12 protein-coding genes are annotated in these 15318 nt (G+C 71.4%); 5 read left to right on the top strand and 7 right to left on the bottom strand.

Annotation, left to right across the window (positions count from 1 at the left end; all coding sequences use genetic code 11):
• Nucleotides 1-11: 11 nt before the first annotated feature.
• Nucleotides 12-1508: a leucyl aminopeptidase gene (locus tag KAG51_RS02515; RefSeq protein WP_290580295.1), complete on the top strand. Its 1497-nt coding sequence runs from the start codon at nucleotides 12-14 to the stop codon at nucleotides 1506-1508.
• 167 nt (nucleotides 1509-1675) lie between these two features.
• Here the strand turns inward: KAG51_RS02515 and KAG51_RS02510 are convergent, their stop codons facing one another.
• Nucleotides 1676-2197: a hypothetical protein gene (locus KAG51_RS02510; protein ID WP_290580293.1), complete on the bottom strand. Its 522-nt coding sequence runs from the start codon at nucleotides 2195-2197 to the stop codon at nucleotides 1676-1678.
• 204 nt (nucleotides 2198-2401) lie between these two features.
• On the opposite strand from KAG51_RS02510, the gene lpdA reads away from it, so the two are divergent.
• The 3 genes from lpdA to KAG51_RS02495 are packed head-to-tail and all read left to right on the top strand — an operon-like array spanning nucleotide 2402 to nucleotide 6545.
• Nucleotides 2402-3808, top strand: coding sequence for a dihydrolipoyl dehydrogenase (lpdA, locus tag KAG51_RS02505; protein ID WP_290580292.1), 1407 nt, complete (start codon nucleotides 2402-2404; stop codon nucleotides 3806-3808).
• A gap of 22 nt (nucleotides 3809-3830) precedes the next feature.
• The gene (gene sucB / locus KAG51_RS02500) at nucleotides 3831-5639 is read left to right on the top strand and encodes a 2-oxoglutarate dehydrogenase, E2 component, dihydrolipoamide succinyltransferase (protein ID WP_290580290.1); all 1809 of its coding nucleotides are present in this window, start codon (nucleotides 3831-3833) and stop codon (nucleotides 5637-5639) included.
• 3 nt (nucleotides 5640-5642) lie between these two features.
• Nucleotides 5643-6545 carry a TIGR01777 family oxidoreductase gene (locus tag KAG51_RS02495; RefSeq protein WP_290580288.1) on the top strand — a complete coding sequence of 301 codons (903 nt, stop codon included), beginning with the start codon at nucleotides 5643-5645 and terminating at the stop codon, nucleotides 6543-6545.
• 18 nt (nucleotides 6546-6563) lie between these two features.
• Here the strand turns inward: KAG51_RS02495 and KAG51_RS02490 are convergent, their stop codons facing one another.
• Nucleotides 6564-7001: a hypothetical protein gene (locus KAG51_RS02490; protein WP_290580286.1), complete on the bottom strand. Its 438-nt coding sequence runs from the start codon at nucleotides 6999-7001 to the stop codon at nucleotides 6564-6566.
• Nucleotides 7002-7081: 80 nt separating this feature from the next.
• On the opposite strand from KAG51_RS02490, the gene lipB reads away from it, so the two are divergent.
• The gene (lipB, locus tag KAG51_RS02485) at nucleotides 7082-7807 is read left to right on the top strand and encodes a lipoyl(octanoyl) transferase LipB (protein WP_290580284.1); all 726 of its coding nucleotides are present in this window, start codon (nucleotides 7082-7084) and stop codon (nucleotides 7805-7807) included.
• A gap of 1 nt (nucleotide 7808) precedes the next feature.
• Here the strand turns inward: lipB and KAG51_RS02480 are convergent, their stop codons facing one another.
• The 5 genes from KAG51_RS02480 to KAG51_RS02460 all read right to left on the bottom strand — a co-directional run bounded on the left by KAG51_RS02480 (nucleotide 7809) and on the right by KAG51_RS02460 (nucleotide 15157).
• Nucleotides 7809-8999 (bottom strand): ABC transporter permease, encoded by a 1191-nt coding sequence (locus KAG51_RS02480; RefSeq protein WP_290580282.1) that lies wholly within the window; start codon nucleotides 8997-8999, stop codon nucleotides 7809-7811.
• Nucleotides 8996-9874, bottom strand: a complete 879-nt coding sequence (locus KAG51_RS02475; protein ID WP_290580280.1) for an ATP-binding cassette domain-containing protein — start codon at nucleotides 9872-9874, stop codon at nucleotides 8996-8998. The genes KAG51_RS02480 and KAG51_RS02475 overlap by 4 nt, the downstream gene beginning before the upstream one ends.
• Before the next feature lie 230 nt (nucleotides 9875-10104).
• Nucleotides 10105-10743 carry a response regulator transcription factor gene (locus KAG51_RS02470; RefSeq protein ID WP_290580278.1) on the bottom strand — a complete coding sequence of 213 codons (639 nt, stop codon included), beginning with the start codon at nucleotides 10741-10743 and terminating at the stop codon, nucleotides 10105-10107.
• Nucleotides 10744-10766: 23 nt separating this feature from the next.
• Complete coding sequence (locus KAG51_RS02465; protein WP_290580276.1) at nucleotides 10767-12023, bottom strand: sensor histidine kinase; 1257 nt, start codon at nucleotides 12021-12023, stop codon at nucleotides 10767-10769.
• Nucleotides 12020-15157 (bottom strand): lipase family protein, encoded by a 3138-nt coding sequence (locus KAG51_RS02460; RefSeq protein WP_290580274.1) that lies wholly within the window; start codon nucleotides 15155-15157, stop codon nucleotides 12020-12022. Before KAG51_RS02460 ends, KAG51_RS02465 begins: the two co-directional genes overlap by 4 nt.
• Nucleotides 15158-15318 lie beyond the last annotated feature (161 nt).

The following is a 15318-nucleotide window of genomic DNA, read 5'->3' as shown; positions in this document are numbered from 1 at the left end:
AGGTTGAGGTCATGGCTGCCCCGACCGGAAACAGCACCGTCCGTCCCGACCTCCCCACCGTGTCCCTGAGCACGGCCCAGCCGCTCACCGCGAAGGCCGACGTCCTGGTCCTCGGGATCCGCGGCGCGAGCGCCGGCAACGGCGACCGCGAGGGCGTCGCCGACGCCCTCGACCTCCTGGGCTTCACGGGCAAGGACGACGAGGTCGTCGTCTTCCCCGCGGGTGACCGCGCCGCAGCCGGGGTGATCGTCGCCGTCGCGCTCCCCGCCGAGCCCTCCGGCTCCGACCTGCGCGCCGCCGCGGCCCGGGGCGTGCGCCGCGCGCCGAAGGGATCGGTCGCCGTCGCGCTGCACCCGGCCAGCATCGAGGACACCGTCGCGATCGCCGAGGGCGTGCGGCTCGGCCGGTACCGCTTCACGGCCTACCAGTCGTCGGCGTCCGACGAGCCGGCCGCGCCGGCCGAGCACGTCGTGCTGAGCTCGTTCGCCCGCCAGTCGGCGGCCGCCCGCGCCGTCGAGGACGCCCAGACCGTGACCGATGCCGTGGCGCAGGCCCGTGACTGGGTCAACACCCCGCCCGGCGACCTGCGTCCGCCGACGTTCGCCGACGCGATCAGCGCGCTCGCCGCCGACGTCGCCGGCGCGAAGGTCAAGGTCGAGGTGTGGGACGAGAAGCGGCTCGGCAAGGAGGGCTGCGGCGGCATCCTGGCCGTCGGCCGCGGCTCCGAGACGCCGCCACGGCTCGTGACCCTGACCTACGCGCCCCGTGGCGCGAAGCAGCACCTCGCGCTCGTCGGCAAGGGCATCACGTTCGACTCCGGCGGACTCTCGATCAAGACCGGGCCGGGCATGTCGACCATGAAGATCGACATGGCTGGCGCAGCAGCGGTCGTCACGGCGATGCTCGCGATCGCGAAGCTGGGCCTGCCGATCAAGGTCACGGCGTACGCGTGCCTGGCCGAGAACATGCCCAGCGGCACCGCGACGCGGCCGGGCGACGTCCTGACGATGCGCAACGGGTCGACGGTCGAGGTGCTCAACACCGACGCCGAGGGCCGCCTCGTGCTCGGCGACGGGCTCGCGCTGGCGACCGAGACCACGCCTGACCTGATCGTCGACGTCGCGACCCTCACGGGTGCCTGCGTCGTCGCGCTCGGCGAGCGCACCAGCGGCATCCTGGGCAGCGACGACGCGACGGTCGAACGCCTCGCCTCGGCGTCCACGACGGCGGGCGAGCCGATGTGGCCCCTGCCGATCCCGACCGAGATCACCGCGGCGGTCAAGACCTCGAAGATCGCCGACCTGCGCCAGCACAACCCCAAGCCCTACGGCGGCACCCTGTTCGCCGCGGCCTTCCTGCGCGAGTTCGTCGGCGAGGTGCCGTGGGCGCACCTCGACATCGCGGGACCCTCGTTCAACGACGGCGCCCCGTACGGCGAGATCCCCAACGGCGGCACCGGCGTCGCCGTCCGCACCCTCGTCCAGCTCGCCCGCGACCTGACCGCGTAGCCCGACCGCCCACCTCCCCCGTCCCGTGCCGCTGCACCCCCGTCCCCCGGGTGGGACGCAATCTGAGGGTCGACGGCTGCCCCAGCAACCGCGATCCCTCACTTTCGGTCCCCCCGTGCCGGTCCCCCGTGCGGTCACGGGAACGGACGGAGGCGGGGAGCTGCGGTCTAGCTGTCCAGGCCCAGCACCCGGGCGGCGTTCTCGACCTTGTCCCACGCGTCGCGCTTGCCACCGCGGCGATCCGGATGAGCCTTGGCACGCGCCTGGCGCCAGAGGTGGACGAGCTCGTCCCGGGTGGGGTCGTCGGGCAGCGGGTCGACCTCGGCCAGCACCTCGAGGGTCATCATCGCCGCCTGCTCCTGCGGTGTCTGCGACGGCGCGGGTGAGGGGTTGACCGTGCCGCGGGCCGTGGGGTTGAGCCGCTGACGCTGGTCGAAGTCGCGCATGCGCTGCGGGTAGCCCACGAGGTTGGTGTCGTAGATCGGCACGCCGAGCTTGCGGGCGAGGTCGCCGGCGATCTTCGGCGAGGCGACGCGGCGGCGGGTCCACTCCCCGTCACCGGCGACGAACACGACGGTCGTCTGCGTGACCGACGTCGCCGGCTCCACGAACGCCTCGACACCGGACCGCGACCGCGCGAACTCGCGCAGGTGCTCCAGGTCCGCGCGACTCGCGTCACGGTCTGACACCGCAGCACCTGATGCCGTGCGCGAGCCCCTGCGTCTGCTCCACCAACCCATGGCAGACAGTGTGCCGGACGAGCGGTCGAGAAGTGACTCCGGAGTAGGTCTGACACCCCTCCAGCCCCGCTGCGCGCGGTCACCTGCGTGGTGCAAAGATGGCTGTCAGGTGAGTGACTCACCCTTGACGACGACGCTTCAACGGAGGACATCGTGGCGGACGCCCCGAACGGCCCTGGCACCTACGACATCGTGATCCTGGGCGGCGGGAGCGGCGGGTACGCCGCAGCGCTGCGCGCCAGCCAGCTGGGCCTGTCGGTGGCCCTGGTCGAGAAGGGCAAGCTCGGCGGCACGTGCCTGCACAACGGGTGCATCCCGACCAAGGCGCTGCTGCACTCCGCCGAGGTCGCCGACGCGGCGCGGGAGTCCGAGACGTTCGGCGTCCAGGCGTCGTTCGACGGCATCGACATGAAGGGCGTCAACACCTTCAAGGCGGGCGTCGTCGAGAAGCTCTACAAGGGCCTGCAGGGCCTGATCAAGTCCTCCAAGAACATCACGGTCGTCGAGGGCGAGGGCAAGCTCGCCTCGACCAGCTCAGACGGCGGCGGCGTCGTCGAGGTGGGCGGTGAGCAGTACACGGGCAAGAACGTGATCCTGGCCACCGGCTCGACCGCCCGCACGCTGGGTCTGGAGATCGGCGGGCGCATCGTCACCTCCGACGAGGCCCTGGAGATGAGCGAGGTGCCCGAGCGCGTCATCATCATCGGCGGCTCGGTCATCGGTGTCGAGTTCGCGAGCGTCTGGAAGTCCTTCGGGGCCGACGTCACGATCATCGAGGGCCTGCCCTCGCTCGTGCCGCTGGAGGACCCGGCCCTGAGCAAGCAGCTCGAGCGGGCCTTCCGCAAGCGCAAGATCGCCTTCAAGACCGGCGTGAAGTTCAAGAGCGTCGAGCAGAACGACACCGGCGCGGTCGTCACCCTCGAGAACGGCGACACGATCGAGACCGACCTCGTGCTGGTGGCCGTGGGCCGTGGCCCGCGCAGCGAGGGCATGGGCTACGAGGAGGCCGGCGTCGAGGTCGACCGCGGCTGGGTCCCCACCGACGAGCGACTCCGCACCAACGTCAAGGGCGTCTTCGCGGTCGGCGACCTGGTCCCGGGCCTGCAGCTGGCCCACCGCGGCTTCGCGCACGGCATCTTCGTGGCCGAGGAGATCGCGGGGCTCAACCCGCAGCCGGTCATCGACGCGGGCATCCCGCGCGTGACCTACTGCGACCCCGAGATCGCCAGCGTCGGCATCACCGAGCCGCAGGCCAAGGAGAAGTTCGGCGACGAGAACGTCGAGATCGTCGAGTACAACCTCGGCGGCAACGGCAAGTCCCAGATCCTCCAGACCGCGGGCAGCGTCAAGCTCGTGCGCGAGAAGGACGGCCCGATCGTGGGGGTGCACATGATCGGCACCCGCTTCGGCGAGCAGGTCGGCGAGGCCTCGCTCATGGTCAACTGGGAGGCCTACCCCGAGGACGTCGCCCAGTTCATCCACGCACACCCCACCCAGAACGAGTCCCTCGGCGAGGCCGCTCTGGCCCTGGCCGGCAAGCCCCTCCACTCCCACGCCTGAGCCGGCGGAAGGAACACAGAACATGGCTACCGAAGTCACCCTGCCCGCCCTCGGCGAGAGCGTCACCGAGGGAACCGTCACGCAGTGGCTCAAGTCCGTCGGCGACACCGTCGAGATCGACGAGCCCCTGCTCGAGATCTCCACCGACAAGGTCGACACCGAGATCCCCTCCCCCGTCGCCGGCACCCTGCTGGAGATCAAGGCCGAGGAGGACGACACGGTCGAGGTGGGCGCGATCCTGGCGATCATCGGTGACGCCGACGAGAGCGGCAGCGACGACTCCGCCTCGGACGAGCCCGCCGAGGCCGAGGAGCCGGCCGAGCCGGAGGAGACCGAGGACGCTGAGGTCGAGAAGCCCGCCGAGGACTCCTCGGACGAGCCCGAGGCACCCTCCACGGAGACCGACGAGCCGGCCGAGGCCCCCCAGGCCGAGACCAAGCCCGCCTCCGGCAAGGCCGAGGGCACCTCGGTCACCCTGCCCGCCCTCGGCGAAAGCGTCACCGAGGGAACCGTCACGCAGTGGCTCAAGTCCGTCGGCGACACCGTCGAGATCGACGAGCCCCTGCTCGAGATCTCCACCGACAAGGTCGACACCGAGATCCCCTCCCCCGTCGCCGGCACCCTGCTGGAGATCAAGGTCGATGAGGACGAGACCGTGGAGGTGGGTGCCGAGCTCGCGATCATCGGCTCGGGCGACGCTCAGCCCGCTGAGGACACGTCGGAGGAGAAGGCCCCCGAGCCCGAGCCCGAGGAGACCCAGCCCGAGCCGGAGCCCGAGCCCGAGCCGCAGGCTGAGGAGAAGGCCCCCGAGCCGGAGAAGAAGCCGGAGCCCGAGAAGAAGCCTGAGCCGCCGGCCCAGGAGTCCACCAGCAACGAGTCCTCCTCGCACGACGGCGAGGGCTACGTCACGCCGATCGTCCGCAAGCTCGCCAAGGAGCACGGGGTCGACCTGTCCACCGTCACCGGTTCCGGTGTCGGCGGGCGGATCCGCAAGGCCGACGTGCTCGAGGCCGCCGAGAAGCAGAAGGCGTCCGCCGAGGACTCCGCTCCGGCCGACACGGCCCCGGCCGCGAAGGCTCCCGCCGCATCGGCACCGGAGCCCTCCGCCCTGCGCGGCAAGACCGAGAACATCTCGCGCCTGCGCAAGGTCATCGCCTCGCGCATGGTCGAGTCCCTCCAGATCTCGGCGCAGCTCACGCAGGTCCACGAGGTCGACGTGACCGAGGTGGCACGCCTGCGCGCCAAGCACAAGACGGCCTTCGGCGAGCGTGAGGGCGTCAAGCTCACGTTCCTGCCGTTCTTCGCCAAGGCCGCCGTCGAGGCGCTCAAGGCGTACCCGCAGCTCAACGCCGCCCTCGACATCGAGGCCGGGACCGTCACCTACCCCGACGGCGAGCACCTCTCGATCGCGGTCGACACCGAGCGGGGCCTGCTGGCGCCGACCATCCGCGATGCCGGTGACCTGTCGATCGCCGGGCTGGCACGCAAGATCGCCGATGTCGCCGAGCGCACGCGCACCAACAAGATCAAGCCCGACGAGCTGTCCGGGGGCACGTTCTCGATCACGAACCTCGGCAGCAACGGCGCCCTGTTCGACACGCCGATCATCAACCAGCCTCAGGTCGCCATCCTGGGAGTCGGCGCGGTCGTCAAGCGTCCGGTCGTCACCACCGACGAGCAGGGCAACGACAGCATCTCGGTGCGCAGCATGGCGTACCTGGCGCTGACGTACGACCACCGCATCATCGATGGTGCCGACGCAGGCCGGTTCCTCACGGCGGTCAAGCAGCGCCTGCAGGAGGGCCAGTTCGAGGCCGAGCTCGGATCCTGATCCATGGCTGAAGCGTTGCGGGTCGTCGTCGGAGGAGCCTCCGGGTTCCTCGGCGTGCCCCTCGTCGACGAGCTGCGTGACCGCGGGCACGCGGTCACGCGGCTCGTCCGCGGCGGCGCCGACGACGCCGACGCCTCGCACTGGGACCCGTACTCGGGCGACCTCGACCAGCGCCTGATCGACGATGCCGATGTCGTCGTCAACCTGAGCGGGGCGCCGATCTCGCGCTGGCCGCGCACCGCCTCGTACCGCGAGAAGATCCTGAGCTCGCGTCTCGCCGCCACGTCGACCTTGGCTCGCGCCGTCGCCCGCTCGAAGCGTCCGGCCGCCCTGCTGTCAGCCTCGGGCATGTCGTACTACGGCGCCGACCGGGGCGACACCGTGCTGCAGGAGTCCGCCTCGGCAGGCGAGGGCTTCCTGGCCACCGTCTCGCAGCAGTGGGAGGCCGCCGCCCGCCCGGCGCTCGGCGCCGGGTCTCGCGTGTGCTTCCTGCGCACGTCACTCGTGCTCGACGAGTCCGGCGGGGCCCTCAAGCTCATGGCCATCCCGTTCCGCCGCTACGGCGGGGCCGTGCTCGGCTCGGGCGAGCAGTACATGTCGTACATCGCGCGCCGGGACTGGGTCCGCGCGGTCGTGCACCTGGCCGAGGGCACGGTCTCCGGTCCGGTCAACCTGGCCACCGCTGACCCCGTCACCAACCGCCAGTTCACGATGGCGCTCGCCGAGGCGGTCGACGCCAAGGCGTTCCTGAAGGCCCCCGCGCCCGTGCTGCGGCTCGCCCTCGGCGGGCTCTCCGACGAGCTGCTCGGCTCGCTGCGCCTGGAGCCGATGGCGCTGTCGCAGTCGGGCTTTCGCTTCGAGGCGCCCGACATCGCCTCGACCCTGGAGCTCGGCCTCCGCTCCTGACCCGAGCCGCCGCGGGCGTCACGGCCGGGTGGTGACCTCGGCATAGCGCCACGCGCCGTCGACCTGCTGCAGCACGACCTGGCGCCCCGACCAGGAGTCGACGGGCAGCGACGTCGCCTGCCCCAGGGCGTCGACCGCGATCGTGGGAGCGAGCCGGTCGACGACCTCGAGCCGCACGACGGCGCCCTCCCCGCTCGCCACCTGGCACGACCCGGTCACGAGCATCGCCGACGCGGGCCGCACTCCGCGGTCGACCCACTGCTGCAGCGCCGCGACGTCCGTGGCGGCCGACGCCGGGTCGGCGTAGAGCGCCTGGACCGCGGCGACCGAGCCCGTGGACCATCCGACGCTGCGCTGCAGGTCGAGTCCGACCAGCGCGACGCACGGCGGGCCTCCCGAGGCCGCGCCGAGCAACGACATCAGGTACCCGACCACGGTGAAGCCCCACACGTCCATGGTCCCCAGCGTGCGCGGCGGGGCGCCTTCGGCCAAATGGCCGTCCACAGCCGGCTCGGGACCGGGCGTACCCTGATCGCGTGAGCGATCTGCAGGTGCGCGACGACTGGTTCGGGGACCACGCCCTCGAGTACACCGAGGCCTGGGAGCTCCAGCGCCAGCTGCTGGCGCAACGGGCGGACGACCAGATCGGCGACACCGCCCTGTTCCTGGAGCACCCGCCGACCTACACGGCCGGCCGGCGCACCGAGCCGTTCGAGCGCCCGCAGGACGGCACCCCCGTGATCGACGTCGACCGCGGCGGGAAGATCACGTTCCACGGCCCCGGCCAGCTCGTCGGGTATCCCATCACCAAGCTTCCGTCGCACGTCCTCGTGGTCGACTACGTCCGCCGGGTCGAGGAGGCCCTGATCCGCGCGGTCGGCGACCTCGGCGTCGCGGCGGGACGGGTCGAGGGCCGGTCCGGCGTGTGGCTCGCGGCAGCCGCGGGCCGGCCGGAGCGCAAGATCGCCGCGATCGGCATCCGCGTGTCGCGCGGCGTCACGATGCACGGGTTCAGCCTCAACGCCGACGTCGACCTGGCGTGGTACGACCGCTTCGTGCCGTGCGGCATCGCCGACGCCGGGGTCACGACGCTCTCGGCCGAGCTCGGCCGCGACGTGACGGTGGCGGAGGCAGCGGCCGTCGTTCGTCCCCACCTGGTGGAGCTGCTGCGCTGGGAGCCGTACGTCCCGAGCCCCGACGTGACGCGTGAGCACGAGCACCCGTCGGTGCCCGTGCTCACGTCGCCGCGTCCGCGCGGCTGACTCAGTCCGCGGCGAGGCTGAGCGCCTCGCGGTAGCCGAGCTTGGTGCCGGTGCGCAGGAGCGAGCGCTCGTAGATCCGCACGCCGAGCCTGACCAGCAGGACCGCCGCCAGGATCGTGCCGCCGATCGCGACCCCCAGCTGCCACGCCGGGACGGTCTCGGTGGCCAGGCGCATCGGCATGACCATCGTGGCCGCGATCGGCACCATCGAGACGACCTCGGTGAGCGAGTCGTTGCCGGCGAACACCGCGAAGTACGGCACGAACAGCAGGCCCTGGATCGGCAGCGTCGTCGAGTTGATGTCCTGCACGCGCGACGCCAGGGAGCCGGCGACGGCCCACAGGGTCGCCATCGCGACGAAGCCCAGCAGGAACAGGACGAGGAACCACACGAGCGACCACCCGACGTCGCGGACGAACGGGAGCTCCCCCACCGCCAGGGCCGCCCCGACACCGGCCACCACGACCAGCACGACCTGGCCCAGGGCGAGCACCGTGTTGCCGGCGATCTTGCCCCAGAGCAGCGCCCGGATCGGCACGGCCGCGGCCAGGATCTCGACGACGCGGCTCTCCTTCTCCTGCGTCACGCTCTGGGCGATCTGCAGACCGAAGATCATGACCGTCAGCAGGAAGAGGATGACCATGACGGTGGCGACCGCCGTGCGCGCCCCCTCGTTCTCCGGCGACTTCTCGAGCACGCTCGTCGTGGTGGTCGTGCCGGCACTGAGTGCGTCGAGATCGACGTCCTGGGCCGCGGCGTTGGCCTGCAGCACGGTCTGCGACACGGCCGCGGTCAGCGCCTGCTCGGTCGTGCTGTCGACCGAGCTCAGTCCGATGATGCGGAATCCACCGTCGTCGCCGGGCACGAGGGCTGCGTCGACCCGCTCGTCCTGGAGCGCACGCTCGGCCTCCGTGAGTGACGCGACTTCGACCGCCTCGAAGGACGTGTCGCCGCCCTGCGCGATGGGCCCGTCGTCCGCAGACTGGACGATCGCCGCCGCCTCGGGCCCGACGACCGCGATGTCCTCGGTGCTGGAGCGTCCGGACAGCAGCGAGGCCGCCACGACCGCACCGGCCACGAGCACGACCGTGACCGCCACACCGATCAGGAAGGCCTTCTCACGGACGCGCGTCGTGATCTCGCGCTCGGCGACGAGACGCCAGGCGCCGCGGGCTGGGGTCGAGGTGCTCATCGGATGACCTCCCGGAAGATCTCGGACAGGGGTTGGCGGGCGCGGCTGACCTCGACGACGGGACCGTGGTCGAGGGCTGCGCGGGTGAGGTCGGTGGGGCTGATGCCGTCGAGGTCGACCAGGGCGGTCGCGCCGTCCACGTCGCGGACCTCGAGACCGCGCACGTCGCGGAGCCAGGCGGCGTCGCTGCCGTCCATGACGACGCGGTAGCGCTCGGCGCCCTGACCGCGCAGCTCGTCGACCGGGCCGTAGGCCACGAGCCGGCCGCCGGAGAGGATCACGAGGTCGTCACACAGCCGCTCGACCAGGTCGAGCTGGTGGCTCGAGAACAGGAGCGGCAGGTCCTTCGCCTCGCGGCGCAGCAGGTCGACCATGGCGTCGACCGCGAGCGGGTCCAGGCCGCTGAACGGCTCGTCGAGCACGAGGGCCGAGGGACGGTGGATCAGCGCCGCGGCGATCTGGATGCGCTGCTGGTTGCCGAGCGAGAGCTCGTCGAGCAGGTCGTCCGCCCGATCGACGAGGCCGAAGTGCTCGAGCAGGTCGTCGGCACGGCTGCTCGCGTCGGTGCGGCTGAAGCCGTGCAGCCGCGCGAAGTAGACCAGCTGATCGCGGATCTTCATCCGCGGGTACAGCCCGCGCTCCTCGGGCATGTAGCCGAACGTGCGCCGGGTGTCGGCCGTGATCGGCTCCCCGTTCCACCGCACCTCCCCCGCCGTGGGCGCGAGGACGCCCATGATCATGCGCATCGTCGTGGTCTTGCCGGCACCGTTGGCGCCGACGAAACCGGTCATGCGGCCAGGCCGGACAGAGAAGCTCACGTCGTCGACGGCGAGGTGGTCGCCGAACTGACGGCTGAGGTTGCGGACGTCGATCATGCTTCGAACCTAGTTCCCCACCCCCGCGTCCCACATCGCCCGCAGGACCGGTTCCGGGGCTCACCCGTGACGCCGAGTTACCTCATCCCTCCGGTGGAGGCCGGTGGCCGCAGGGGACCGCTGGTCGAGTACTCGGCGAGCGCCAGCGAGCCGGTGTACCGAGACCCGGTCGGCTCACCAGGGCCCCACCCACCAGCCGGTCCCGCTCGACGATCGGACGGCGAAGGCCACTACTCCATGAGTCCCGACTCGTAGGCCCTGATGACGGCCTGCACGCGGTCGCGGGCGTCGAGCTTGGCCAGCACGTGCGAGACGTGCGACTTGACCGTGGCGGGGCTGACGAACAACGACGCCGCGATCTCGGCGTTGCTCAGGCCCTGGGCCATCGCGACCAGGACGTCCCGTTCCCGTTCGGTGAGCTGGTCGAGGCGCGGATCGGCCGTGCGAGCGCCGCGCGCGGACCGGGCGATGACGCGTTCGGTGACCTCGGGGGCGAGCAGGGAGTGACCGCCCGCCGCGAGCCGGATCGCGTTGACGAGGTCGTCGGCCGGACAGTTCTTGAGCAGGAAGCCGCTCGCCCCGGCGTTGAGCGCGTCGAAGAGGTACTGGTCGTCGTCGAAGGTCGTCAGGATCACGACCCGCGTGTCCGGATGGGCCTCGACGATCGAGCGGGTGGCCTCGATGCCGTCGACCCCGGGCATCTGCACGTCCATCAGCACGACATCGGGCCGCAACGTGGCGACCTGCTGGAGCGCCTCCGCCCCGTCGCGGGCCTCCCCGACCACGTCGATGTCGTCCTCGGCGTCGAGGATCATCGTGAACCCTGTGCGGATGAGGTCCTGGTCGTCGACCAGCAGGACCGTCGTCATGGTGTCTCCTCGGGTGATGTGGTTCAGCCGGCGGCTCGGGGCGCCCGGACGCGGACGCGGAAGCCCCCGTTCGGACGGTTGCCGATCTCGTGGTGCGCGCCGAGCATCGCCACGCGCTCGCGGATTCCGGCCAGGCCGAACCCGCCGTCGTCCGAGCGGACGGGCGGGTCCTCCGGGGAGCCGTGGCCGTCGTCGACGATCTCGACCTCGACCGCGTCGTCGAGGTACCGCAGCGTCACGAGGACACGCGTGGCCTGTGCGTGCCGGCGCGCGTTGGTGACGGCCTCCTGCGCGATGCGGAACAGGTTCAGCGACACCGTGGCGTCGACGTCGGTGCGCTCGCCCACGACCTCGACCTCGACCCGCGGCCTGCCGTGGGGATCGGCGAGACTCAGCACCTCGCACAGGCCGGGCTGCGGCTCGCGGGTGGCGTCCTCGTCGCCTTCGCGGAGCAGGCCCACGAGCTGGTGCATCTGCGCGACGGCCTGGCGCGACGACGCCTCGATCGTGGCGAGGGCGTCTGCGGCGCGGGCGGGGTCGCGGTCGAGGATGCGGCGCGCGCCCGTGGCCTGGATGCCGATGCTGCTCACGTGGTGCGCCACGACGTCGTGCAGGTCGCGTGCGATGCGGACCCGCTCGGCCTGCACGGCCTGCCGGCGCTCGACGGCCTGGTGACCGCGCTCGCGCTCGAACTGCGCCTCCAGCAGTGCTCGTCGCCGGGCGCTCATCCACGCGGCCTGCCCCCACGCGATCGCGCCGAAGAAGTACACGACGTTGATGGCCAGGGTGTAGATGATCGCGGCGGTGTCGCGCGGCAGGAGGAAGCCGGCGTCGCCGTCGCCCGGCAGCATCCCCGGACGGGTGAAGCTCCAGGCGAGCCAGCCGAACATGCCGACCAGGACCACGGCGGTCGTGACGTACAGGGCCTTCGGGGTGCGCGACCAGGCCCAGGCCGCGTACAGCGCCGCGAACAGGACCATCTGGATCGTGAAGACCACCGCGAGGTCGGCGAACCGCTCCCCGATCACGACGAAGATGACCGACTCGAGCAGCAGCACCGCGAGCGGGAGCCGGCGCCGCAGCCCGAGGAGTGCCCCGGCGAGCGCGAACCAGAGGTACGACTCGTTGCCGTGCTCGGGCGCGGCCACCCCTGCCGCACTGCGGAACACCGCCAGCGAGGCGACCGCGAGGAGCGCCAGGACCGCGCCGAGGACCAGGTCGTTGCGCAGGAGACGGGCGGTGGGTAGGGGACGCTGCCAGTCGCGGGTCAGCCAGGTCACGCCCCGAGACTACGGGTACGCAGCCGTCCGATCGACCACAGCTTCGCCCCCAGCGCCACCAGCAGCAGGCCAGCCAGCACGCCGGTGAGGCTCGACGAGGATCCCGTGGACGGCAGCGACGAGTCGGCGTCGCCCGAGCGTGGCTGGTCGCGGCCGGTGCTCTCGGCGTCTCCGCCACGGCCACGGTCACCGCCTCCCTCCCCACCACCGGGCACGCCGTGAGCCGCGTCGGCGTCGGCGTCGGCGTCCGCGTCCGCGTCGGCGTCGGCGCTGGCTCCAGCGCCGGCGAAGACGTCCAGCATCCACGTCGATGCGGCCGCGACCGCTGCGGCGGAGCTCGTGATCGGCGAGTGGCCGGCAAGCCAACGCTCGTAGGTGAGGTCGACTCCGGCGGCCCGGTACGACGCCGCGAGACCCTCGGCGAACGGAAGGGGGACGACCAGATCGAGCAGGCCGGAGTCAAGGCGCACGGGCACGTCGCGAAGCCGCAGGTGACGGACGTCGTTGTCGTCGACGATCGCGTCGAGCAGTGCGAGCAGGTCGTCGCCGCGCGGTCCGACGATCTGCGACGGGGCCAGCCCTCCGAAGGAGTCCGAGCTCGCCAGGTCCTCGAAGCACCGCTCCTCGAGATCGGGCCACAGCTCGAGGGCCTGGTCGCTCACGCCCCCGGCGGGCAGCAGGGCGGCGAGCTCGGGGTCGACCGTGGCCGCGCCGTACGCGATCAGCGCAGCGAGAGCCACCAGGTCGCCCGTAGGGCCGGCGGCGACCGGCACGTTCCGAAACGTGTCGATCAAGTCGCTCATGCGCGTCGGCGGCACGAACGCGGAGACGCCCACCAGGTCGACCGACTCCGGCAGCGCGCGATCCGACTCGCCCGTGAACAGCGCCGCGACGCCGCCCTCGGACTGGCCGGCAGCGATCCACTGGCGCCCGATCCGAGGATCGAGGTCGCGGGCCGCTGCGGCCATGTCGGCCGTGGCGGTGGCCAGTGAGTCACCGATCAGGTACGGGTGCGGGCCATCAGTTCCGAGGCCCTCGTAGTCAGGCTTCGCGACGGCCACGCCGGCCTCGAGCAGGCGCGCGACGAGGGCGTCACCCTGAGTCGCGTGCGAGATCTCGGAGCTCGTCGCCGCGATCGAGCTGGGCGCACACACATCGGCGACGCCCGTCGTCATGTGGTCCCAGGTGACCAGGGGCCACCCCTCCCCGGGCGGCTCCCCCGGCGGCACCAGGACGGTTCCGCTCATCGCGACCGGATCACCGCTCACCCCGGTCGACCGGTAGAGCACGGTCGTCGCCTGGCCCGCCTCCGGCAGTGCTGCGACACCGGTCGCTGGCCGGGAGTCGATGACGGTGCCGGGCTGGCCGCGGATCCCGCTGCTCGGCCGGTAGAAGGAGTCGTCGGACGGCTCGGACGGCTCGGACGGCTCGGACGGGCTCGACGGCTCCGTCGGCCCGGACGGCTCACCGCTGCCGGTCAGCGCGGACACCAGTGGTCCCGTGACCGAGCCGAGCAGATCGGTCACGACCGGCGGAAGGAGCCCGATCGCGCCGGAGGGGGTCTCGTCCATCGCGTCGATGATCTGCCGGTAGGCATTGCCGATCGGCACGAGCTGCTCCTGATCGATCTTGTCCAGGGTGTCGGCGTCGTCGTACATGTAGAGCGGGCCGGCGATCAGACTGACGACCGGCACACCGGCGGTCAGCACGAACGAGGCGTCGGTCGGGATCCCGCCGAGCAGCTGCGTCGGTGTCGCGTTCAGGACGGCCATGGGTCCGAGGTCGTTCGCGACGATGATCGAGTCGAGCTTGAGCTTGAGCAGCAGACTGAGGTTCTCGAAGATGCCGCGTGGCTCGGTCTGGTCAAGCGTCACGAGCTCGCCCTCGGGACCGATCACGGCCTTCTTGCCGATGTGCTCGATCGTCGCGTTCGCGACGATCCGGTACGGCGTCTCCTGGCGAGTGATGTACTTGTCGACGAACGCCATGTGGCTCTGGTAGCCCGTGAAGTGCGTGTCGAACGTGATGAACATCAGGGTCTTGTCGCGGGTGGCTCCGGCCCTCGCCTCGGCGGCGTAGTGCTCGGCGAGGGCGATGACCTCGGCCGTGCCGCTTGCGTCCTCCACCGCTCCCGGTCCCTGCGAGTCGTGGTGTGACTGCACCATGATCGTGTCATCGGTGTCGCCGGGCAGAAAGCCCACGACGGTCCGGGCCGTGACCTCGTCGCGGTCGACGGTCAGACGCATCGTCGCGGTCCCGTCGCCCTGGGCCAGCTCCTGACGAAGCCGCTCCCCCTCCGCGATCGTGACCCACATCCCCGGGATGGTCATGTCCACACGGCGGTAGTACTCGTTGTGGTAGCGGTTGGAGTCGAAGTAGTCCGCGAGCACCCCGATGACGCCCTCGGCCCCGGCGGCCATGGCGTCCTGGAACATTCCCTGCTGATTCGTGACGTAGGGATTGGCCGTCATGAGGGTCTCAAGATCCAGCATCTCCAGGCCCGGGTCGTACAGGAACGTGATGAGCGGGACGAGGGCTCCCAGGGGCAGCGTGAACTTCAGGTCGAACAGGACCCACTTGCCGGCAACATCGGTGTCGCCGATCTTGCCGGAGCCGACGTCGACGACCTCAGCGGTTCGCCCGTCGGGTCCGAGTGTCGTCGTGCCGGTCTGCGTGGCCCCCGCGATCATCGAGTACGACACGGGAAAGGCGTCGATCGGCGTCTCCCCGACGGCGAGCGAGTAGTCGCTCGGCTTCCAGTCGTAGGAGGGGACCTCCTCGAAGTGCACGTCGCTGAGGCCCGCGCCCCGGAAGCGGTCCGCGACGTAGTCGGCCGCCTGACGACCGCCTTCGGACCCGGTGGAACGCGGCGCCATGTCGACGAGGTCCTCGATCGTCGCCATCATGTCGTCAGTTCCCGGCAGGGTCGCCGGCACCTCGGCCGGGCCCACCAGTCCGGTCTCCTCGAGAAGTCCCTCGACGCTCGACAGCAGTCCGGAGACCTCCTGACCACTCGGCGGCGGATCGTCCTGCGCCTGGGCGGGGCCCGCGGCGACGACCGAGACCAGGAGCAGGGCGGTCGCGCTCGCCGTGACCGGGGTCGCGGTGAATCGGCGCATGGAGTGCGGTCGCATGGGCTGTCCTCTCGTGTGGGTCTCCCTCCCACAGACACCCGGACGGTATGCCGAGCCACCCCGTCCAGCACCGCCCACACCCACAATCTGGTCATCTGAGCGCGCCTTCGGTCACGAATCCTCCGGAGTGGAGAAGGAACGCCATCGATTCCGTCATACTG

The sequence above is a fragment of the Aeromicrobium sp. genome (assembly GCF_023146395.1).
In the GTDB taxonomy this organism is placed as follows: domain Bacteria; phylum Actinomycetota; class Actinomycetes; order Propionibacteriales; family Nocardioidaceae; genus Aeromicrobium.
The sequence above is the reverse complement of the archived record's forward strand: the minus strand, read 5'-3'. Positions and strand labels throughout refer to the sequence as shown.